Genomic DNA, 20,977 nt, shown 5'->3' on the forward strand with positions numbered 1-20,977 from the left:
TTTTATCCTTTCTCAAAACCTTCATCGCGTAAATAACCTTCACACGCTTCTTTCGTTTTAAAGACAGCCTCTACTTGACCATCTGGTAATAAAATAGTCCATACAGGATTTTCATAAGTGAGTTGCAAGCGATCACCATTTATATGCACCCAGTCTTCAAAGTAACCATCTTCATAGCCATCTTCAGTCTTTTTGAGGTGAGCAATCGCCTTTTCAACCCACTCGCGAATTTCTTCTTCATCTTCATCAAGTACGGATACATATCCTTTTTGTGTCTCTTCCTTTGGTAAATAGCCAGCATAAATTAACGCATTTCCGTTTGGATGCAAAAATCGGACAACCGTGGTTTTGGCAACCGCACTTTCTTTAAAATGATAATTTAATCGGTTTAGAGACACTGGAACGGCTTCTAATTCTTCATAACTGTCAAAAATTCTCTTTTTCTCTTCAAATGATAAGGGCATTTTTTCCACCTCTTCTAATGTGATACACCATTGGTATTATAGCAGAAATCGAAGCGTCTGTTTAGGACCTCTCCGATTTGCCGTTTAAATATAATAAAGATTCTCTGATGGGTATTCCGGGTCACTTGTAATATCGATCCCTAGATTGCGTAAAATTTGTTCGTCATCTTTTTTCAGCATAACAGTTGAATGGGCTTGAACGCCTTCTAACTCATAGAGTTTATTGTAGCACATTTGGGCGGTTGGGTTGGTAACTGCACTAATGGCAAGAGCGATTAGAATTTCATTGGCATTGAGTACGGGGCGGCGATTTCGCAACACATCAGATTTTGTCTTTTGAATGGTTTCAAGAATAGCTAAAGAAAGTAGAGGGATTTCATCTGCAACATTGGCTAGTTGTTTAATCGAATTTAAAATAGCCGCAGAAGAAGAATCCATTAAGTTAGAAGTACGTCCTGTTACGATTTGACCATTTTTTAGTTCAAAAGCAATGACGGCAGGTGTCTCGTTTGTTTCTGAACGTTTCCGACAGCGTTTGGCATAGTCTCTAGCCGGTTGTACTGCTGGGCGATCCGTTTGTTTTAAATTGGCTTGATCTAGCAAAATTTGCATGCTTGAAACAATATCTTTCCCTAACAAACCTTTTTTATAGTCACATTGAACAGTAAAACTTCTCCGAATGATTTCTTGGTTTGATGCTTCACGTACCACTTCATCATCTACAATACCAAAGCCTACTCGGTTTACACCCATATCCGTTGGCGATTGATAAATGGATTCTTTTTTGGTGATTCTTTCGATAATTCTTTTGATGACCGGAAAGATTTCAATATCACGGTTATAATTAACCGCTACTTCTTTGTAAGCCTCAAAGTGAAAATTATCAATCATGTTCATATCTTTTAGATCAACCGTTGCTGCTTCATAAGCCATATTCAACGGATGTTTCAGACTGATATTCCAAACAGGAAAGGTTTCGAACTTGGAATAGCCTGCAGAGCGGCCTTGTTGATTTTCATGGTAAAGTTGATTTAAACAAGTTGCCAATTTGCCGCTTCCCCCACCTGGCGCAGTCATCACTACAATCGGTTTGGTTGTTTCAATATAGGGGTTAGAGCCAAATCCTTCTTTACTAACAATCATGTCAACATTTGAGGGATACCCTTCAATACTTTTATGAGTATAGACTTTCATATCGCGCTTTTCCAATTTATTTATAAATAATTTGGTATTCGGTTGACCATGGTAGCGCGTAATAACCACACTATTAACCGAAAGTCCTAAACTTCTAAATTCATCGATTAAACGGAAAACTTCCATATCATAAGTAATTCCGTAATCCCCACGAATTTTATTCCGTTCAATATCACCTGCATAGACACAGATAACGATTTCTGCTTTGTCGGATAAGCGTTGTAAGATTTTAATTTTAGCATCTTCATCAAACCCGGGGAGGACACGTTTTGCGTGTTTGTCACCAATGATTTTTCCACCAAATTCCAAATATAATTTATCATAGTGGCTAACGCGCTCTGCAATATAGCGACTCTGCTCTTCGACATATTTTTTAGAATCAAAACCTATTTTATTCATTATTTACCTCCTCGAAATTCCTTAACTCTATCTATTATATCCTTATTCTGATTGATGGCAATGTCTTAATTTAAAGTTGACAAATCTGCGTTTCTAACGGTATACTAGTACTGTTACTTCCTCATTTTGAGCCGTTAGTTCAGCGGGAGAATGCTTCCTTGACAGGGAAGAGGTCACAGGTTCAAATCCTGTACGGCTCATACTTAATCAAAGCCTTGTAATGCCGTTAGAGCGGACATTACAAGGCTTTTTTCATTCCCATTCCTGATAATTCTCAAAGGTTTTTTGATAATCTTTAATGATACTGGTTTTGCGTGTTTTAAGCACAGCAATTGCACCTAACAATTGATCGGGTTCATCCGTTAAATCACACTCTTCTTTTTGACGTTCCATAGCCTCTTCAACCGGTTCATAAGGCGCTGCTTGTTTTATTTCATTTAAAATTTTATAGATTTGTTTGCGCATCCGTTCCATCCGAATAGGTTCTGCAGCTTTAATTTCTTCTAAATGTGCCAGAACAACTCGAAAATGCAGATGACGTGTCATTCGCCCATCTTTTACATGCACATATTCCTTATTGAATGGTGAGACTCCTTGAGCTTGTCCATGAATTTGGTACCATCCATCATAAATTTCCCAAACGCCTTCTGGATCGTCCGGTTGAAAATCCCGTTTTAATTTAAAGGTTGGGTCCTCACCAGTAATTTCGGCTACCCACCTTTTTTCATCCGAGGTGTTTGGCATGAGTTGCAGTATTTGTGGTTTCATTTGGTCACATCCTTCTTTACTTGTCTCTTCTAGTTTACACCAAATGACTCTTTATAGTAGGAAAAATCTATTCGAATATGCGAATGGATTTAAATAGAAAACGGCTTCAGTTTGGTAGCATCAAGATTGCTACCGTCTACCGCATGTGATATATTTAAGGTATAAAAACGATTGCATCGATCGGTAAAAGAAAAGAGGGATGTTTATGGCACGAGGTGGAGGCCGCGGAGGAGGTGGCGGTGGCTCATTTGGCGGCGGCGGTATGCGCGGAGGAGGTGGCTCCTTCGGTGGTGCCCGTGGCAGTGGCGGTCGCAGCAGTCTAGGAGGTCGCGGTGGTGGCTCATTCGGCGGTGGTTCAAGTGGCGGCCGTGGTGGAAGCGGTGGCGGAATATTCGGTGGTGGCTACGGTGGACGCCCCATACGTACAGGGCCTATATTTATCAATAACTCTGGTAGAAGACGCCGCTATGGTGGTGGTCCCAATAATTCACCCGGTGGTTCTTCTGGTTGTGGTTCTCTCGTTCTAATCGGTTTTATTTTGATATTAGCTTTTGTTTTTATCAGTTCGATTGGAAATAGCGGATCAAACAGTAGCTCATCTATTGCGCCATCAACGATTGAGCGTCAGCCTTTACCGGCTGGTTCTGTTAATGAAACAGATTATTTCACAGATGATGCGAGTCCCAAATGGATTACGAACGATAGCCAGCTAAACAGTGGTCTTCGTTATTTCTATAAAAAAACGGGCGTTCAACCACACTTATACATTACAGACTCCATTAATGGCTCTTCAAATGCAAGTTATGAACAAGTTGAAGCTTTTGCAAATGACCTCTATGATGAGCTCTTTACAGATGAAGCACATTTGTTACTAGTTTTTTATGAAGGGATTCCAAACCAATATATCTCACATTACGTAACTGGCACCCAAGCTAAACAAGTCATTGATTCAGAAGCTGGCAGTATTTTGCTCGATTATATCGATCGCAACTACTATGATAGCAGCTTGACAGACGAACAGTTTTTCAGTCGTTCCTTTGAGGAAGCAGCTGACCGTATGATGGAAGTAACTACTTCACCTTGGATTCCGGTCCTCATCATATTTGGGGTTGGCGGTATTGTGATTGTTCTTTTCATCTGGTGGCGTAAACGTAAAGAACAAGAAGCGATTAAAGCCAAACAAACAGAAGAAATGCTTAACAAACCAATCGATACCTTTGGTACAGACTCTTTAGCAGATGAACTAGCAAAAAAATATTCAGACGATGATAAAAAATAATAAAAAAACTCAAGGGGGAAATAAATAATGGCAATTTTAGGACGCTTTTCAGATATTATCAGTGCAAATGTCAATGCAATCATTGACCGAATGGAAGAACCAGAAAAAATGATTGATCAATATCTTCGGGATATGATGGAAGACTTGGCGGAAGTAAAACAAAGTACAGCTGGTATCATGGCTGAGGAAACTCGTGCAAAACGCGAGATTGACCAAAACGAAGCAGAAGTAAACAAATATAACCAACTCGCTAAAAAAGCTTTGGAAGCTAATAACGAAGATGATGCGCGTATTTTCCTTTCTAAAAAACAAGAACTTGAAAGTGTCGGTGCTGGCTTAGCAACGAGTTATGCGGCTGCTCATGAAAATGCTGTTAAAATGCGTCAAATGCACGATAAGTTAGCAAAGGATATTGAAACATTACGCCAACGTCGTGCTATGATTAAAGGCAAACTTTCTGTTGCGAAAGCGCAAGAAACTTTAAATGATGTTTCAGACAATGTAACCAAATCTGAAAGTGCGATGGGGTCATTCAGTCGAATGGAAGACAAAGCCAATCGTTTACTAGACGAAGCAAACGCTATGTCTGAACTTAATTCTGAACCAATGGATTCCGCTAAAGCGCTAGAAGAAAAGTATGCAAACCAAACTTCAGCTGCAGTTGAAGATGAATTGGAAAGAATGAAAAAAGAATTAGGAAAATAATTATAAATAAGAAGTGGCTGAGACAAATGTCTCAGCCACTTCTTATTTATAATTAAAGATAAGATACCGTTATTCCTTTATTCAAATGGATAGGTTAATCCCCATTCTTTGCGTACTTCATCCATAATTTCTAATACATCAACCGTTTTTTCAAGTGTATGGTTTTGTTCTTTATTTAAAATCATTTGGGTAAAATTAGCTATTTCATAGTTTAAAGCTTGTTTAGAATCTCCCGCTTGAATAACTTGTTCTTGCCCCTCATTACTTGTAAAGCGCGCTTCAGATGCACGCGGATAATCAGTAATAGTTAAAAAACCTTTTTCAAAAGCTACCACACCATGTTTAGGCATTTTGGCACGGAAAGTGAGCGAGACAGTTGCCATTTCATTTTCAGCATTACGCATAATGATTGCTGATGTCTCATCAACACCTGATTGATGCAAGTTGCCCATTGTCTTCACTTCAGTCGGTTTACTTGTCAGGAATTGGCGTACAAATGAGAGTGCATACGTTCCAATATCAAACAGAGCTCCCCCCGCTAAGTCTTTATTGAAAAAATAAAGCGAAGGATCTTCCTCTTTGAAACTGCCAAAAGAAGCTTGAATCATTTTTAATGGACCTAAATCATTGCTGCTAATCCACTCTGTCAATTTTTTATAGAGTGGCATATTGTAAATAGTCATAGCTTCTGAAAGGTACAAGCCTTTCTCCTCTGCAAGTGTTTTTACCTCTGTTAATTGCGCACCATTTACGGTTATAACCTTTTCGCATAAAACATGCTTCCCCGCTTGCAAACTTTCTTTGATGAGTTGATAGTGATGACTATGTGGAACAGCAACATAAATCACATCAATGGCTTCATCTGCTAAGGCTGCCTCATAGGAATCATAAGTATGCGGAATATCGTATTTGCTTGCAAAATCTGTTGCTTTTGTATGCGTTCGCGATGCCACGCCGTATAAAACTGCCTCTTCTGCCGCAAATTGAGTGGCAAACTCACTCGCAATCGTTCCAGTACCTAGTATTGCCCAGTTTAATTGCTTCATATTAACGATGCCTCCCAAATATATTTTATTGAATCTACTATCTCTAAGTTACCATTAAATAGATAAAATAATAAACGATATCTGTTTCTTATGCGCGGTAACGAAGTGTTAAACCTTTTAGAAAATTACGAACATACCGATCCCCACAAGGCTTATAATTGCGATGACCTTCTTTGCGTAATACTGCGCTCAACTCACTTTTTGAAATTTCAACTCCTGCTTCACTTAACAGTTCTAACATGTCTTCACTCGTTAAAGAAAGAGCAATTTTTACTTTTTTAAGTAGTAAATTGTTTGCATTTTCTTCATTCAGTTCCATTTGCGGTTCAAAGCCATCGCGTACGCCACGCTGTGATGTAATTAATCCGTTTAAGAATCGCTCAAGATACTCATGACTTAACTCTAATTCATAGGCATCGTCTTGTTTATTTAACAATTTTTGGATGTCTTTTCTACTTAACGTCACCCCACCCATTTTAAAAATTTCTACCATATCAGCATCTTTAATATTTAATGCGTAACGCAAACGTGTTAAACGATCATTATTATTCATTTCGCTCCACCTTCCATTTCTCATTAAGATTATAACAAATTTTCTGATATACTAAAGTAAATGTTTAAAGGAAGAAGTGATTACCATTCATAAAGGGGTAACAAACCATACAATTAAAACCCAGACAACGCTCTTACCATTTCTACTTGAGACGCTATCAGGTCTCAGTCGGAATGCTGTTAAATCTATTTTAACAAGAGGGCAAGTGGCGGTTAACGGTAAGACAACAACCCAGCATAACCATCCTCTTGAACCAGGTGATATCGTTGGTATTACAAGTAATAAAGTTGCTAAGAAAACCACTGCTTTAAAAGGCATCCGTATTTTGTACGAAGATGATGCTCTCATTATTATCCATAAAGACTCTGGTATTCTTTCTATGGCTGATCGTAGCCAAACTGAAATGACTGCTTACAGTCAATTAACCAGTTACGTTAAAGAAGAAAATAAAAAGAATCGTATTTATATTGTTCACCGTCTCGACCGTGATACATCTGGTGTTATGGTTTACGCTAAAACAGAAGCAATCAAATTAGCTCTTCAAAAAGATTGGCATACCATTGTAAAAGAGCGTACCTATATTGCACTCGTTGAAGGGGTGATAACTGAAGATAAAGGAACCATTCGTTCTTGGTTAACTGAAAGTAAAGCCATGAAAGTGCATTCTCATAACTATGATAATGGCGGTAAGCTCGCTGTGACCCATTACCGAAAAATACGTGCAAATGCACACTATTCTCTTTTAGAAGTTGAACTGGAAACAGGCCGGAAAAATCAAATTCGCGTCCATATGGAAGAAATTTATCACCCTGTTGCAGGTGATAAAAAATACGGCGCTCAGACAAACCCATTAAAACGTTTAGGGTTACATGCTTCAACGCTTTCATTCGTTCATCCTACTAGTGGTAAAATAATCCGCTATAATTCAAAAACACCTAAAGATTTTCTCTATCATTCTAAGTAATACCCATAAAAAAGCCTCTTCAAATAAAATTTGAAGAGGCTTTTTCGTTAGTTGGCAAATGCTCCTAAACCTTCATAATTATCGCTATGAATCACATCTGAACGTAAGTAGTTGATGATGGATTCAGGAATCTCCACACCTTCTGATTTATTTTTTTCATACCGTTGGTTTGATCCTTGACCGGGGTAACGGACACTTGTAAACCCTTCTGCAGGTTTCACAGCATTCAGTTCATTCATTGTTTGAGTAATATTCTCTTTAAAGGTTTCTGGATTACCAAATCTGGCCGGATCAATTATAATATATAATTGTCCTAAATTACGACCTGCATGGAGGTCATGGTACATTGAAGAAACATGTTTGCCAAAAGGTAAATTCATAAGTACCCCTGATAAAATATCTACCATCATCATTAAACCATACCCTTTAGGGCCCGCAATGGGAACAAGACCATTAACTGCATTTGGATCAGTTGTCGGATTCCCATTTTTATCAACTGCCCAGTCAGAAGGAATTTTATTACCCTTAGAACGTGCATCCAATATTTTACCCCAAGCTTGAACGGTTGTTGCCATATCGAAAACTAGTGGTGTTTTTGAAGAACTTGGTGCACTAAAGCCAATCGGATTCGTCCCGTAATAAGGTTCTGCTCCTCCAAATGGAACTGCCATTGGATCTGACTGCGTCATAGCAACTCCCACTAGTCCTTCTTCGGCAATTTTTCTTAAATAGTAAGATAGCGTTCCAGTATGACCACATTTCGAAACCCCTACTACTGCAACACCAGATTCCTTAGCCATTTCTATAGCAGGTTCCAAAGCTAAATTAGCAATGTATTGTCCTTGGGCATTATCCCCGTGGAACACTCCTGAACTTTCACCTGTCTTTTCAAAATGTATCGTCGGTTCACGAGTAATACCCCCTTTGTTAATCCGTTCTGCGTAGTATTCAACTCGAACCGCGCCATGTGAATGCACCCCGCTTAAATCTGCATAAACGAGATGATTAGCCGTTTCTTTGGCTTGCACAGTTGGTAGTCCTGCCGCTTCTAATTTTCCTTGAATAAGTTCATGCAACGTTTCACTTGTCACTTTAATCATTTTTTATCTCTCCTTTTTCTTTTAAGGGTCTTCTAAAAATGAAAGCACTTCCACAATAAGTGTCTTTATTATCGTATTAATAAAGCTTAATGAACAAACTGAAAGTTTTTTACATAAATATCCCATTAACCAGTACAATAGATAGACTAGTTAAAATAATAGGCAATTAAAGGAATATGAGGGATAAAATGAAAAATATTAAAATGATAATTGAATACGATGGTAGACGCTACTTAGGCTGGCAAAGGTTAGGTGACTCGGATAAAACGATTCAAGGTAAAATAGAAAATATATTGTCAGAAATGACTGATACAAAAATCGAGATTGTTGGCTCGGGCCGAACTGATGCCGGCGCTCATGCGAATGGACAAGTAGCCAACTTCAAAACGAACTCTGAAATGGACTTGTTAACTATGCGCAATCACCTCAACCGTTACCTTCCGCAAGATATTGTTATTAAAGAATTGGTGGAAGTTCCTGAGCGTTTCCATTCGCGCTATCATGTTAGTGGAAAAAAATACAGCTACTATGTTTGGAATGAACTAGTCCCTTCAGCATTTGAGCGACATTATAGTTACCATTACCCTGAAAAACTGAATCATGAGAAAATGCAAGAGGCTTGCAAAAAACTGGTAGGCAGACATGATTTTTTAGGTTTTTCTTCTCTTAAAAAATCAACCATTCGAACCATTGATGAAATTTCTATCCGTCAAGAAGGAGCGCTGCTTCATTTTACCTTTATCGGTGAAGGCTTTTTACATCATATGATTCGTACCATGATGGGAACTCTTTTAGAGATTGGTTCTGGATATAGGGAATTAGATTCAATTGATATGATTTTTGATAGTAAAATTAGGAGTATGGCTGGAGAGACTGTACCTGCTCAAGGTCTTTTCCTCGATGAAGTGTACTACAAGTAAAACAATAAAAAAGACAACCCTAATAAAATAGGATTGTCTTTTTTGCTTGATTACCCAAAGTATTGTAATAAAATTCCTGCTGCTACTGCTGATCCAATCACGCCTGCTACATTCGGCCCCATTGCATGCATCAGTAAAAAGTTGGTTGGGTTTGCCTTTTGTCCTTCTTTTTGTGCTACACGTGCTGCCATTGGAACTGCTGATACACCTGCTGCCCCTATTAAGGGGTTTACTTTTCCATTTGTCAGGTGATACATCAGACGTCCCATTAATACACCCGCTGCCGTTCCAGTAGCAAAAGCAACTAACCCTATAAAAATAACAATTAAAGTTTCTTTAGATAGTAAAATATCCGCTTCAGCTTTGGCACCTACGGTTATACCCAAGAAAATGGTAATGATGTACATTAAGGAATTTTCTAACATCTCGGTTAATTTCGGCACAACTTTACTCTCACGTACTAAGTTTCCTAACATTAACATTCCAATTAACGGTGCGGCGGTTGGCAACAATAAGATAACTGCTAGTGTCACAATAATTGGAAAAAGAATTTTTTCCTTTTGACTAACCGGTCTTAACTGTTCCATCTTCACTTCACGCATTTCTTTAGTTGTTAGAGCGCGCATAATGGGTGGTTGGATAATTGGCACTAAAGCCATATAAGAATAAGCAGCTAAAGCAATCACCGATAATAGTTCTGGTGCAAGCTGTGTTGCGGTGTAAATAGCGGTTGGCCCATCTGCCCCACCAATAATTGCAATCGCAGCAGAAACGGGACCAGTCATTCCTAACAAAATGGCCCCAAAAAAAGCGACAAAGATGCCTGCTTGTGCCGCGCCTCCTAGTAGAAGTGTCTTAGGATTAGCTATTAAAGGACCGAAATCTGTTGTCGCTCCTAAACACAAGAAAATTAACGGCGGATAAATCCCTAAGTTTGTTCCTTGGTATAAATAATATAAAAGGCCACCTGGATTTTCTCCAATTGGTGCAGTCATTAAACCTCCCAATGGTAAATTGACAAGTAGCATCCCGAATGCAATGGGAAGCAATAAGTAAGGCTCATATTTTTTTGCAATCGCTAAATATAAAAATACGAGCGCTATACCAATCGCAATAACTTCTTTAAATGTTAAACTTAACAGTCCTGATGTTTGCATCGTATCAGTTAAGACTTGTATCACGACTATCTCTCCTCTCTATCATTCCTCGAAAGATAACTATAAACGAAGCAAGACATCACCAGAGTCAACAGACTGGCCCTCAGATACGAGCACTTCACGAACGGTGCCATCTTCAGGAGCTACGACTTCATTCTCCATTTTCATTGCTTCTAACACACAAAGTGTATCGCCAGCGTTTACTTGCTGTCCCACCGTTACCTTCACCGAGACAATTTTACCGGGCATTGGTGAATTGACAGCTATTCCACTACCACTGGTTGATGCAGAAGCTGGGGAAGAAGACGATGGTGTAGCGCTTTGAGAGAGATTATCAAAAGAAGCCTCATCTACTTCTTTTATTTTTACTGCGTAAACTTTTCCATTTACTTCAACTTCATAAGTTTTCATCATAACTACTCCTTTACTTAATTAGTGTTACTGACTCTACTTGATAATGTTTATCTTGTTCATCTTCACTCGCCATTATGAGAGCGGTTAATATTGCAACCATTTCTGTTTCTTTATCAACTTGGTGATCCGTTACTGGTAACTCTCTTCCTTGATCAACAAGTTTTTGATTTTTAGTTTTTTCCTGAGCTTCTTGAGCAGCAATATCTGCTTTAAAGAAATACTTAAACGATTCTAATATAAGCATTAATAAAATGAGGACAGCAAAAACAACAACTAAGGATACAACGGTTATTTCAAGTGCTTTTCCCATTGTTAATTCTTCCAAACTAATCACCCCTACTCTTTAATATTTTGCGCGAATTCGAATGGGTTCATCTTTTTTTACCTGTGGGTGTCGGCGCTTCTCTAAAAATGTCTTAGCGTTTTGTGGAAATAATGCGTACATTAAGACATCTTCATCACTTTCAGCTAAGTTACCAATTTTTTCTTTCTCACTTTCAAAACCAGGTTCGATTAAATCGGCAGGACGAACCCTCACTATGTCTTCATCTTCTCCAATAATCAGCTTTTGTATGTCAGGATCGATAGGTGCCGGCGAGCAACCATATCTTCCCTTTACATAATCCTTAATCTCATTGGGAACCATTTTGTAGCGTTCACCTGTCAAAACGTTAAAAACTGCCTGTGTTCCGACCATTTGACTCAGAGGGGTTACTAATGGTGGATAACCAAGCTCTTTACGAACACGTGGCACCTCTGCAAGTACCTCCTCGTAGCGATCGTAGGCACCCGCTTCCATCATTTGGGAAGAAAGGTTAGAGAGCATCCCACCTGGGACCTGATACATGAGTGCTTTTGGATCCGTTGTTAAGAGACGCGGGTTGATGGTTTTATTATCTAAATATTTCTGACGAATGGGTTTGAAATAATCCGCAATAGATTCCAATTTTGCTTTATCCAAATTGGTATCATAGCCCATCTCTTGGAAAACTTCGTTTAAAGATTCCGTTGCCGGTTGACTCGTTCCGCCAGACAAAGGCGACATTGCCGTATCGATAATGTTGGCCCCTGCTTCAACAGATACCAAGTAGGTCATCTCTGAAGTGCCACTTGTTGCATGCGTATGCATTTCGAGTGGCAAATCACCAATAACCCCTTTTATAGCCGGAACAAGTTCACGGGCAACTTTGGGAGTTAGAATACCAGCCATATCTTTAATACAAATTGAATCCGCTCCCATTTCAACAAGCTCTTTAGTCAACTGAGTATAATAAGCAACCGTATGGACAGGACTTGTTGTGTAGCAAATAGCCATTTGTGCATGGCCACCGTATTTTTTAACTGCTTCGATGCTTTTTTCTAGATTTCGTGTATCATTTAAAGCATCAAAGATACGAAAAATATCAATACCGTTTACAATTGCCTTCTCGATAAATTTATCTACAATATCGTCAGCGTAATGGCGATATCCCAGAATGTTTTGCCCTCGTAATAGCATCATAAGTGGTGTGTTGGGTGTATGATCACGGATGATACGTAAGCGCTCCCAAGGATCTTCGCTCAAAAAACGAATAGCGGAGTCAAAAGTCGCTCCTCCCCAACACTCTAAAGCATAGTAGCCCACTTCATCTAATTCCTTTAATATAGGTAACATTTCTTCTGTAGTCATACGTGTTGCCATCAAGCTCTGATGCGCATCTCGTAAAACAGTCTCGGTAAATCTGACCTTTAAAGGGCCCATTGTTTATTCCTCCTATTTCTTTTTATTTATGTGAAAAAGTTACATGATTATCTGTTGCTTTCAAATTATCACTCTGGTATTTATAAGTCAATTTTATAGTAGTATTTTAGACACTTTTTATGATTGCTACAACATGAACCATCCGCTGCTTGATTTATCTCACATAAACAGTATAGTTAACATAAAATGTTCAGGTAAAGGAAGTGTCTGTGTGCGTATCAATAAATATATTAGTGAAGCAGGAAAGTCTTCACGACGCGGAGCTGACAAGCTAATTCAAGAAGGCCGTGTCATGCTCAATGGAAAAAAAGCAACCATTGGTGGTAGCCAAGTAGAGCCGGGTGATGACGTACGTGTCGATGGTAACCAAATCTATGTTGCCCGTAACAACGTCTATATCGCACTAAACAAGCCCGTTGGTATTACGAGCACTACTGAAAAAGGTGTAAAAGGAAATATCGTTGACCTAGTCAACCACCCCATTCGTGTTTTTCATATTGGTCGTTTAGACAAGGAGTCTGAAGGATTGATTTTATTGACCAATGACGGCGATATCGTAAATGAAATTCTAGATCCAAAAAATCAACATGAAAAAGAATACATCGTTTCTGTAGACCGCCCGATTACACCAGAGTTTCTAACAGCTATGTCTGAAGGGGTTGATATCCTAGGTACAACAACACTCCCTAGTCAAGTCGAACAGTTGTCAAAATATGAATTTAAAATTATCTTAACTCAAGGACTCAATAGACAAATTCGTCGTATGTGTGAAGCCTTGGGATACAATGTCTACCGATTGCAGAGAATTCGTGTCATGAATATTCACCTAGCAAACCTGCCTGTAGGACAATGGCGTTATTTATCAAAAAAAGAAAAAGAACGTTTGTTTAAAGATTTAAATTACCAACCCAAGGAATGGTAAAGTTCACTTCTTTCCTAATTATTTCTATGGTTAGCTTTAATCTCATGAATTTGTTGGATGGGAATGGATAACTTTTGATAGAGCTCATAACTTTTTTGATATGCTTTTACGTTTTCTTCAATTGGAATCACCTCTATTACTCGCATTTTTTTTAATTCTTCTAAGTAGTCCATTTGGTCAATTGAAACAGCCCCAAGGCAAGAACTTTCAAATTGCGGCGTGATAGTAAGCGTTTTATTAAAAATATCCGCTGCCATTTGTTTCCAAAAAGCAGAACGTAAAAAACCACCGTTGACTTTTAGTTTTTTCGCCGGTCCTGCGTTTGTTTCAAGTATATTTAAAACTTCAACTAAATTATATAAAACACCTTCCATAACTGCTCGAATGAGGTGACCTGTTGTGTGGTTGGCACTCAGGCCGATAAAATGCGCTTGAACAGAAGCATCCCATAAGGGAGAACGTTCTCCGTTTAAATAAGGGAAAAACAAGAGACCATCTGCACCGGGTTGAATTGTTTCCATCAAATTGTTAATTTCATCGTAGTTCATCACTTCAGTCTTTGATAAAATACTTGCAAACCATTCAAAGGCATTCCCACCATTATTGACAGCACCACCTATAACCCATTTGTCTTTAGCTAAATAGTAACAAAATGTCCTTCCTTCAGGATCTAGAACGATGTGATCACTCACCATTCTCACCGCTCCACTTGTTCCAATCGTCATTGCTACTTCATTATTAGCAATAGCATTGAGCCCCAAATTAGCCAGACACCCATCGCTTGCACCAATTATAATCTGCGTTTCTAACGATAAGCCAATTTCTTTATACGCTACTGGATTTATTCTTTTAAACACGTAATTTGTATCCACTGGGTCTGATAAAACTTCTTGTTCAATACCTAAAAAAGAGATAATATCTGGATCCCAATCAAGAGACTGTAAATTGAATAACCCTGTGGCTGACGCAATCGAATAATCTACTTTCAATTCACCGGTTAGAAAATAGGTTATATATTCCTTTATTCCGATAATTCGATTTCCTCCTACTAACAATTCCGGAGAGTCTGCTTGTAACCATAATAATTTACTAAATGGTGACATAGGATGGATGGGTGTTCCGGTTTTCTTATAGACCCAATCCAAATCTTGAACTGCTTTTGCCTTTTCTAACTGAAAACTAGATTGGTTATCTGCCCATGTATAAAGGGGCGTTAAGGGTTCGCCTTCTGTAGAGACAATCATCAAGCTGTGCATGGCGCTAGAAAAGGATAAGGTGGTTATTTTTTTTGATTGCGGATAAGTTTGTTCAATCAATCGCTTTATAACGGATTGAACTGCTGCAAGAATGAGATCTGGATTTTGTTCAGCCATACCCATTTTTTCCCGAATTGTAAGGTATTCTTTTGAAGCTGCATCCACTACTTCGAAATGCTCGTCATAAAGAATAGCTTTCGTACTAGTTGTTCCAATATCGATTCCGATTTTAAACTTTTGAGTCATACATCACACCTCTTTATAACTATTGTTCACTCAAACAAAGAGAGGACCGGAACTTCTTCCGATCCAGTGTTTTAACAACTTTACACGGCTTTATTTAATTGAATCTTTTATCTAATACTTGAGGTATTCTAATCCCACAGCCTCATAAGATAGCGCTTTCATTTTTAAATAAGCTTAGTCACTTCACTACTTGTAAAGAGTTGTACTATTTCTTACTGCTTACTATCAGTATAATTAGCCCGTCACTTAATGTCAACGTCTGCTGTGAAAGCGATTTTACATATTATAATTTTTGAATAACTTGACCGCTTTACTCCCATATATTATGGTTAATACTATTAAAGATATTACTGTCCGTTAATTTTACGGCCGAGTAAAATTTAATTATGCTCAACTCACTCCCATTAGGCATTTGAAGGAAGTGTGTATGGGCATTTTTTTATATAGGAAGGAAGAGGTTTAATTGCAAAAGGCAGTTATAAAAGACTTTTCAAGATATATTAGTTTAAATATTTTAGGGATGCTAGGACTTTCTTTTTATATTCTAGCCGATACTTACTTTATATCAAAAGCACTGGGCGCTGTCGGTATCGCATCACTCAATCTCTCTATTCCTATTTATAGTTTTATTCATGGGGTTGGACTGATGGTTGGAATGGGAGCGGCCACAAGGTTCAGTATCTTAAAATCACAGCACAAAAAAGATTCTATTAACAAAATAAACATTGTTTTTTCGAATGCAATGAAAATAGGTTTATTAATGGGGATACTTTTTCTCTTGATAGGGCTTTTTGGTGCCAAACATTTGGCAAACGTACTAGGCGCTGATTCATTAACTTTAGCGTTTACACAAGCCTATTTAAGAATCATTCTATCTTTTTCACCTTTTTTTATCATTTTTGATTTGTCAATTTAAGCTAGACAAAGTAGATTCATTTATGTAACTCAAAAATACTTCCAGCGGCGTCTGGTATGCCAAGGATTTTCGTGGGATATTATTTCGCTTGTTCGCAACCGATGAGACAAATGTTTGGTCCACTTGATTGAAGTCCATTTCTTTTGGCAACCCATCTTTTCGCAGCAATCCGTTGGAGTTTTCATTTAATGCGCGCTGTGATGGCGTTCCAGGATCGGCAAAATAGATGGCGATATCATGTTGGTTGCTTAGGTTTTTCCAATTGGAGAATTCTTTTCCACAATCAAAGGTGATGGACTTAAATAGATGTCTAGGAATCGATTCAAACCACTGGTTCAGTGTATTCTCGATATCGTTTGCCTTTCGCCCATGGGGCTTCAAGGTGATAATGACTTTGGAAAGTCGTTCTACCAAGGTGATGACGGCACTTTTGTGATGGACACCAACAATAGTATCACCTTCGATATGACCAAATTCTTCCTTGAATACCGGATAATCCTTTTCCCTTTCAACGATATTCCTCTTGAAAGCCTGTTTTCCCCGACGTTCTTGATGGCCGTTTGGTTTCCGCTTTCCCTTCATGGGTAAAGTTGTTTCATCGAATATCTTTTCTTTGAAGCGACGATAGAGCGTCCGCATGGAACATGCGATTGGCATTTCTTGGCGACCAATGATGACATCTGGCGTCCATCCCTGTGCAATTTTTTTATTGATGTACACTTGTTGTTCCTCGGGCAGGATTATCTTGTGCCGTCCACAACGCGCCTTGTTTTTCTTATATTGTCGGTAATAATCCAAGGCCGTATGGCCTTTCTTCAGGAAGTTGATGACGTTGTAGATGGTCATTCTAGAACGTTTTAACTGAGCCGATATTTTTGTTACAGCGATATTTTGGTGGTAGTAAGCCTCTATCATCACTAGTTCATCCATGGTAAGATGGGTGTAGGTCATTCGTGATCACTCCTTTGTATTCTTTGGTAGGAATTACAATTTGAGTGTACCACGAATGGCTTATTTATTTGTCTAGCTTAATTTTACAATCGGCGATTAATAACATTCTTCTAGCCTATGTCCGCAATGATAATCATCCAAAACTGGCTATGAGGGCTATGTTGATTGGAAGCTTTTCAAATATCATTTTAGATTATATTTTTATCTTTCCTTTTAATATGGGAATGTTAGGAGCAGCCCTAGCTACTGCCCTAGCTACTGCCCTTGCTCCGATCATCAGTGTCTTGGTCTTGTTGAGTCATTTTATTTATCGTAAAAACACCTTTAAGTATATCAGTAGTAAGTTAAGCATTAACATTGTTCGCGATATTTTCAGCCTGGGTCTTTCTTCTTTTATTATTGAAATTTCATCTGCAGTGGTTTTAATCACTCTTAATATTGTTATTTTAAGGATTGAGGGCAATATCGGCTTAGCAGCCTATGGTATTGTTGCTAACTTAGCTCTTGTAGTGATTGCCATTTTTACGGGGTTAGCTCAAGGTACACAACCTTTAATCAGTAAATACTTCGGACAAGGGAACCGACAAATGGTTAGGGCTGTTCGTACATATGCACTCGTGACCGCGCTGTTCATTGCTGCTACTATTTATTTTTTCACATATATGTATTCCAATACGATCATCCAAATCTTTAATAGCGAGAATAACCTTGCTGTTAGCGCTATTGCATCTATCGGACTTGAAATTTATTTTCTAGGCTTCTTTTTTTCAGGCCTTAATATTATCGCTACAATGGTTTTAAGTGCAACAGCAAGTATTAAACACGCATTGTTACTTTCTATTTCACGAGGATTTCTAATTACGATTCCTACGATTTTTATTTTCAGTTATTTTTGGGATATGAAGGGTGTCTGGTGGGCATTTGTTATAACGGAACTTCTCACAACACTATTAGCCATCCAATTAGAAAAGACCAAAATTATAAAAGAGCAGTAATCGCAGGATTTCCTGTAATTACTGCTCTTTATTTTATAACTTAATTTCTGTACCTACCCCAAGTGCTTTTGCTTTAGAGAGGATTTTTTCAGCTGTTACGACATCTAAAACAGCTGTTCCAACCGTTTTAAAAACAGTAATTTCTTCTTCAGTTTCCCGACCTTTAACTTTACCTAAAAGAACCTCCCCAAGATCCCCTTGATAATGACTTCTTTCAACTAAGCCTTCTTCTAGTGGGGTGATAATATCCCCCGCTTCGGCAAGAACCCCTTCAGTTGTGTCAAAAATAACTTTACTTGCTCGAATAATAACTTCGCTAGGAAGTTCATGCATTTCAGGTGTATAGGCACCCACACCATTAATATGTGCACCTGCCTTAACAGATTCTCCGGGGAAAGTTGGACGTTTAGACGTCGTAACAGAAGTAATGATATCAGCGTCTTTAATAGCCTCTTCTGCCGTTTCGACTGCAATTAATTTTGTATCAAACTGTTTAAACTTTTCAGTCATTTCTGCTACAAATTGTTCACAACGTGTTTTATCAATATCCATGACTCTCACTTCGTCTAACGAACGGACAGTAAGCATAGCCTCTAACTGGGAAACTGCTTGTCCACCGGTTCCGAATAGTGCTGCAATTTTAGCGTCTTGACGCGCTAAGACATCTGTCCCCGCTCCTTGAACTGCACCGGTACGAAGTTGTGTTAAATAAGTACCATCTAAAATTGCCTCTACAATACCCGTTTCAGCATTCAACATAACCATGGTTGCCGGAATACTTGGTAGTCCCTTTTCAATATTTCCCGGATAACTCGATACAATTTTAACACCTAAAGCGGATGTTTCCCCTGCAACATAAGCTGGCATATACAAACTCTGCCCATTGTATTCTGGAACGGGAATATTTGTGCGTAGTGGTACAGTTGATTTTCCCTGTGAAAACAAACGTAGCGCTTCTTTATCTGCTTCAATTGCTTCTTTCATTGAAAAAACAGCTTCCATATCTTCTTTTGTTAATACAATCATCTCTTTATCTCTCCTCAACTTAATTAGTAGCTCCTAGACATTTTCGACTGCTTGTTTTGATTTACGTAACTCCATAAACATACTAATTGCGGTATAGAATAGTACAACAATAACAAGCCATTGTAGCATTCCTGTATTTAATGATTTAACGAAGTAGACAGCGGTCAATACTCCTAAAACACCAAATGTAGCAGCAGATAAAGTTATTTTACGGCTGTATTCACCGAATTTAACAAATTGCATACTTCCAATAGGAACAGAGAATGTACAAGCTCCCATCATAATTGGAAAAGCTGCTGCCGGGTTCATACCGAGTGCATAAACTGTTGCCATCGTTAATGCGTATGATCCAATACCAATGTTGTTTAAAGCACCATAAGCAAAGAGTAAAACAGCGGCTGTTACTAATTTAATACCATAAAGTTCTGTTGCAGTTCCATTTGAGGGAATCAAGTCAAATTTACCTGCTAAGATTAATAGTGCCGCGATTGTTAAACCAATCGAAACAAATTGTTTAATTGTTTTTTCTGGTAATTTAACAACAAAGCGTGGCCCTATGTAAGCTCCGATAACTTGACTGACAATACATACTGCTAACGTCTTTACACCTACTTCTATAGAAGTGATATAAGAAAGTGCCATAACGGCTACAGGAATAACACATTGGGCATTCAAGGTTCCTGGTAATTTCTTTAAGGATACCCAATTTAGTTTGCGGTATAAAACAGTTCCAATAGCAAAATCAGAAATACCGAAAGTTGATAGTAAAAATGTAAAGAATGAAGCAAAGGGTAAGGCTATGTTATTGGCGGGTTCATTCATTACTTCACCTTTATGGTTAATTAAATCTTTCACAAACGCAAATACAAAAAATAGGTTTACAATTACAATTAGTACTAATAATATCGATGTCATTCTTTTTTCCTCCACTAAATCTTTTAGTTTTTATAAATATTTCGTACATCCATTAAATCTTTACCAAAAATCTTTTTAGCTGGGTCTTCCAATTGTTTAATCATTCTTAAGTTATAAGCATCATGGATAATATATTCCTTGGCTAACTTAACCATAGAATGATTTCGTGTCCAAATAACATCCACTTCCTGACTTGGTAAAGTTCCATATACCATCTCTTGTGAGTCAACGACTAAATTAATCCAGCGACTTCCATAATCTTCTAGTTTATTTTCTTCAAATCCATGCTTGTAAAAGCGATCAAATGGTAGCTCATAGCGGTGCTTATTACTAAAGAGAATAACAATAAATTTTTCTAAGCGTTTTTCCGCTTTTGTTAACAAGTGAATGAGCTCTTCTGTTAAATCGTCTTCCCATATTTGTAAGTAAAGGTCTTCTTGACATGATGCAATGAGTGCTTGGACTTTATCAGTTACAAGCGTATACTCCGAAAAACGCCACAAGGTTTCTGTTTCTTCTGATGTTTCAACGCTGCTTAAACTTGTTTCAATTTCGTTAAAATCAACTTCTGTTTTTTCTTTTAATAGCTCCAGTAATTTTTCTACTGGTTGAGCCATATATAAAACAGGATCTGTACTACTAGAAATTATTAATTCCTTTTTTAATAACGTATTTAACGTCGTGTACACTTTTGATCGTGGCACACCTGAATTTTTACTCACCTCATAACCTGTCTGGTTAGCTTTCTTTAGTAATTCTATATAAACCAGTGTCTCATATTCTGAAAATTGATAATCCTTCATAATCGAAATGACTTGGTTCACTAAACCCCTCCTGTTTCGTGATTAGAATCGCTAGGTAATTCGTAGTAGCTACCTTCAGTAACTACTATAAACACCTCACAAATAAATGTCAACACTTTTGTGAAAAAATTATCATATTTTTTTATTGCTTATAAAACAAATAATTACGTAAACGTTACCATCATATGCTATAGTTAATTCAGGTTGCTTTTTGCTTATTAGCAAAAAAATAACTATCCTGTT

At 38.0% G+C, this 20,977-nt stretch carries 22 protein-coding genes and 1 tRNA gene; 8 read left to right on the plus strand and 15 right to left on the minus strand.

Annotation, left to right across the window (positions count from 1 at the left end; all coding sequences use genetic code 11):
• Positions 1-2 precede the first annotated feature (2 nt).
• Positions 3-464, minus strand: a complete 462-nt coding sequence (locus BW727_RS07850) for a hypothetical protein (RefSeq protein WP_062469809.1) — start codon at positions 462-464, stop codon at positions 3-5.
• A gap of 84 nt (positions 465-548) precedes the next feature.
• The gene (locus tag BW727_RS07855) at positions 549-2,057 is read right to left on the minus strand and encodes a DUF1846 domain-containing protein (RefSeq protein WP_062469808.1); all 1,509 of its coding nucleotides are present in this window, start codon (positions 2,055-2,057) and stop codon (positions 549-551) included.
• A 128-nt stretch (positions 2,058-2,185) separates the two neighbouring features.
• On the opposite strand from BW727_RS07855, the gene BW727_RS07860 reads away from it, so the two are divergent.
• Positions 2,186-2,257, plus strand: a tRNA-Val gene (locus tag BW727_RS07860).
• A gap of 52 nt (positions 2,258-2,309) precedes the next feature.
• Here the strand turns inward: BW727_RS07860 and BW727_RS07865 are convergent.
• Positions 2,310-2,825 (minus strand): hypothetical protein, encoded by a 516-nt coding sequence (locus tag BW727_RS07865; RefSeq protein ID WP_062469807.1) that lies wholly within the window; start codon positions 2,823-2,825, stop codon positions 2,310-2,312.
• 205 nt (positions 2,826-3,030) lie between these two features.
• On the opposite strand from BW727_RS07865, the gene BW727_RS07875 reads away from it, so the two are divergent.
• Together BW727_RS07875 and BW727_RS07880 are read left to right on the plus strand one after the other, a co-directional pair.
• On the plus strand, positions 3,031-4,104 hold the full coding sequence (locus BW727_RS07875; protein ID WP_216596676.1) for a hypothetical protein: 1,074 nt from the start codon (positions 3,031-3,033) through the stop codon (positions 4,102-4,104).
• Between the two features lie 27 nt (positions 4,105-4,131).
• Positions 4,132-4,809 carry a PspA/IM30 family protein gene (locus tag BW727_RS07880; protein ID WP_062469805.1) on the plus strand — a complete coding sequence of 226 codons (678 nt, stop codon included), beginning with the start codon at positions 4,132-4,134 and terminating at the stop codon, positions 4,807-4,809.
• 77 nt (positions 4,810-4,886) lie between these two features.
• Here BW727_RS07880 and BW727_RS07885 read toward each other — a convergent pair whose 3' ends face one another.
• Together BW727_RS07885 and BW727_RS07890 are read right to left on the minus strand one after the other, a co-directional pair.
• The gene (locus BW727_RS07885; protein WP_062469801.1) at positions 4,887-5,855 is read right to left on the minus strand and encodes a Gfo/Idh/MocA family protein; all 969 of its coding nucleotides are present in this window, start codon (positions 5,853-5,855) and stop codon (positions 4,887-4,889) included.
• 88 nt (positions 5,856-5,943) lie between these two features.
• The gene (locus tag BW727_RS07890) at positions 5,944-6,408 is read right to left on the minus strand and encodes a YehS family protein (protein WP_062469798.1); all 465 of its coding nucleotides are present in this window, start codon (positions 6,406-6,408) and stop codon (positions 5,944-5,946) included.
• 76 nt (positions 6,409-6,484) lie between these two features.
• Here BW727_RS07890 and BW727_RS07895 point away from each other — a divergent pair, with 76 nt between their 5' ends.
• Positions 6,485-7,372 carry an RluA family pseudouridine synthase gene (locus tag BW727_RS07895; RefSeq protein ID WP_077795820.1) on the plus strand — a complete coding sequence of 296 codons (888 nt, stop codon included), beginning with the start codon at positions 6,485-6,487 and terminating at the stop codon, positions 7,370-7,372.
• Between the two features lie 47 nt (positions 7,373-7,419).
• Here BW727_RS07895 and allD read toward each other — a convergent pair whose 3' ends face one another.
• The gene (gene allD / locus BW727_RS07900) at positions 7,420-8,472 is read right to left on the minus strand and encodes an ureidoglycolate dehydrogenase (protein WP_062469795.1); all 1,053 of its coding nucleotides are present in this window, start codon (positions 8,470-8,472) and stop codon (positions 7,420-7,422) included.
• Positions 8,473-8,660: 188 nt separating this feature from the next.
• Between allD and truA the strand changes: the two genes are divergently transcribed.
• Positions 8,661-9,392: a tRNA pseudouridine(38-40) synthase TruA gene (gene truA, locus BW727_RS07905; protein ID WP_062469792.1), complete on the plus strand. Its 732-nt coding sequence runs from the start codon at positions 8,661-8,663 to the stop codon at positions 9,390-9,392.
• Between the two features lie 50 nt (positions 9,393-9,442).
• Here the strand turns inward: truA and BW727_RS07910 are convergent, their stop codons facing one another.
• From BW727_RS07910 to BW727_RS07925, 4 genes are read right to left on the minus strand one after another with little or no spacing between them, the layout of a single operon-like run.
• Complete coding sequence (locus tag BW727_RS07910; RefSeq protein ID WP_159443140.1) at positions 9,443-10,549, minus strand: sodium ion-translocating decarboxylase subunit beta; 1,107 nt, start codon at positions 10,547-10,549, stop codon at positions 9,443-9,445.
• A gap of 60 nt (positions 10,550-10,609) precedes the next feature.
• Entirely contained in the window at positions 10,610-10,960 is a 351-nt protein-coding gene (locus BW727_RS07915) for a biotin/lipoyl-containing protein (RefSeq protein WP_062469786.1), read from the minus strand.
• A gap of 13 nt (positions 10,961-10,973) precedes the next feature.
• Entirely contained in the window at positions 10,974-11,288 is a 315-nt protein-coding gene (locus tag BW727_RS07920; protein WP_062469783.1) for an OadG family transporter subunit, read from the minus strand.
• Between the two features lie 18 nt (positions 11,289-11,306).
• Positions 11,307-12,704, minus strand: coding sequence for an oxaloacetate decarboxylase subunit alpha (locus BW727_RS07925; RefSeq protein ID WP_062469780.1), 1,398 nt, complete (start codon positions 12,702-12,704; stop codon positions 11,307-11,309).
• A 211-nt stretch (positions 12,705-12,915) separates the two neighbouring features.
• Between BW727_RS07925 and BW727_RS07930 the strand changes: the two genes are divergently transcribed.
• The gene (locus BW727_RS07930; RefSeq protein ID WP_062469777.1) at positions 12,916-13,626 is read left to right on the plus strand and encodes a pseudouridine synthase; all 711 of its coding nucleotides are present in this window, start codon (positions 12,916-12,918) and stop codon (positions 13,624-13,626) included.
• A 14-nt stretch (positions 13,627-13,640) separates the two neighbouring features.
• On the opposite strand, the gene BW727_RS07935 is transcribed toward BW727_RS07930, so the two are convergent.
• Complete coding sequence (locus tag BW727_RS07935) at positions 13,641-15,128, minus strand: gluconokinase (protein WP_062469774.1); 1,488 nt, start codon at positions 15,126-15,128, stop codon at positions 13,641-13,643.
• Between the two features lie 463 nt (positions 15,129-15,591).
• Here BW727_RS07935 and BW727_RS07940 point away from each other — a divergent pair, with 463 nt between their 5' ends.
• Positions 15,592-16,044: an MATE family efflux transporter gene (locus BW727_RS07940; RefSeq protein ID WP_062469772.1), complete on the plus strand. Its 453-nt coding sequence runs from the start codon at positions 15,592-15,594 to the stop codon at positions 16,042-16,044.
• Here the strand turns inward: BW727_RS07940 and BW727_RS07945 are convergent.
• Positions 16,036-16,995 carry an IS30 family transposase gene (locus BW727_RS07945; protein ID WP_077795676.1) on the minus strand — a complete coding sequence of 320 codons (960 nt, stop codon included), beginning with the start codon at positions 16,993-16,995 and terminating at the stop codon, positions 16,036-16,038. The two genes, BW727_RS07940 and BW727_RS07945, sit on opposite strands and share 9 nt — an antisense overlap.
• A gap of 44 nt (positions 16,996-17,039) precedes the next feature.
• Between BW727_RS07945 and BW727_RS07950 the strand changes: the two genes are divergently transcribed.
• Positions 17,040-17,990 carry an MATE family efflux transporter gene (locus tag BW727_RS07950; protein ID WP_077795821.1) on the plus strand — a complete coding sequence of 317 codons (951 nt, stop codon included), beginning with the start codon at positions 17,040-17,042 and terminating at the stop codon, positions 17,988-17,990.
• A gap of 33 nt (positions 17,991-18,023) precedes the next feature.
• Here the strand turns inward: BW727_RS07950 and BW727_RS07955 are convergent, their stop codons facing one another.
• The 3 genes from BW727_RS07955 to BW727_RS07965 are packed head-to-tail and all read right to left on the minus strand — an operon-like array spanning position 18,024 to position 20,755.
• A complete protein-coding gene (locus BW727_RS07955) occupies positions 18,024-19,016 on the minus strand; it encodes an ornithine cyclodeaminase family protein (protein WP_062469574.1) in 993 nt (330 codons plus the stop codon).
• A 33-nt stretch (positions 19,017-19,049) separates the two neighbouring features.
• Positions 19,050-19,931 carry a sulfite exporter TauE/SafE family protein gene (locus BW727_RS07960; RefSeq protein WP_062469571.1) on the minus strand — a complete coding sequence of 294 codons (882 nt, stop codon included), beginning with the start codon at positions 19,929-19,931 and terminating at the stop codon, positions 19,050-19,052.
• 23 nt (positions 19,932-19,954) lie between these two features.
• On the minus strand, positions 19,955-20,755 hold the full coding sequence (locus BW727_RS07965; protein WP_062469569.1) for a TrmB family transcriptional regulator: 801 nt from the start codon (positions 20,753-20,755) through the stop codon (positions 19,955-19,957).
• Between the last annotated feature and the right edge of the window lie 222 nt (positions 20,756-20,977).

It is taken from the genome of Jeotgalibaca dankookensis (assembly GCF_002005405.1).
In the GTDB taxonomy this organism is placed as follows: Bacteria; Bacillota; Bacilli; order Lactobacillales; family Aerococcaceae; genus Jeotgalibaca; species Jeotgalibaca dankookensis.

Coding starts and splice junctions, on each gene's coding strand:
- BW727_RS07850 (WP_062469809.1), bottom strand. CDS start 464: ATGCCCTTATCATTTGAAGAGAAAAAGAGAATTTTTGACAGTTATGAA.
- allD (WP_062469795.1), bottom strand. CDS start 8,472: ATGATTAAAGTGACAAGTGAAACGTTGCATGAACTTATTCAAGGAAAA.
- BW727_RS07855 (WP_062469808.1), bottom strand. CDS start 2,057: ATGAATAAAATAGGTTTTGATTCTAAAAAATATGTCGAAGAGCAGAGT.
- BW727_RS07935 (WP_062469774.1), bottom strand. CDS start 15,128: ATGACTCAAAAGTTTAAAATCGGAATCGATATTGGAACAACTAGTACG.
- BW727_RS07880 (WP_062469805.1), top strand. CDS start 4,132: ATGGCAATTTTAGGACGCTTTTCAGATATTATCAGTGCAAATGTCAAT.
- BW727_RS07925 (WP_062469780.1), bottom strand. CDS start 12,704: ATGGGCCCTTTAAAGGTCAGATTTACCGAGACTGTTTTACGAGATGCG.
- BW727_RS07915 (WP_062469786.1), bottom strand. CDS start 10,960: ATGAAAACTTATGAAGTTGAAGTAAATGGAAAAGTTTACGCAGTAAAA.
- BW727_RS07955 (WP_062469574.1), bottom strand. CDS start 19,016: ATGATTGTATTAACAAAAGAAGATATGGAAGCTGTTTTTTCAATGAAA.
- BW727_RS07875 (WP_216596676.1), top strand. CDS start 3,031: ATGGCACGAGGTGGAGGCCGCGGAGGAGGTGGCGGTGGCTCATTTGGC.
- BW727_RS07865 (WP_062469807.1), bottom strand. CDS start 2,825: ATGAAACCACAAATACTGCAACTCATGCCAAACACCTCGGATGAAAAA.
- BW727_RS07960 (WP_062469571.1), bottom strand. CDS start 19,931: ATGACATCGATATTATTAGTACTAATTGTAATTGTAAACCTATTTTTT.
- BW727_RS07885 (WP_062469801.1), bottom strand. CDS start 5,855: ATGAAGCAATTAAACTGGGCAATACTAGGTACTGGAACGATTGCGAGT.
- BW727_RS07890 (WP_062469798.1), bottom strand. CDS start 6,408: ATGAATAATAATGATCGTTTAACACGTTTGCGTTACGCATTAAATATT.
- truA (WP_062469792.1), top strand. CDS start 8,661: ATGAAAAATATTAAAATGATAATTGAATACGATGGTAGACGCTACTTA.
- BW727_RS07910 (WP_159443140.1), bottom strand. CDS start 10,549: ATGCAAACATCAGGACTGTTAAGTTTAACATTTAAAGAAGTTATTGCG.
- BW727_RS07945 (WP_077795676.1), bottom strand. CDS start 16,995: ATGACCTACACCCATCTTACCATGGATGAACTAGTGATGATAGAGGCT.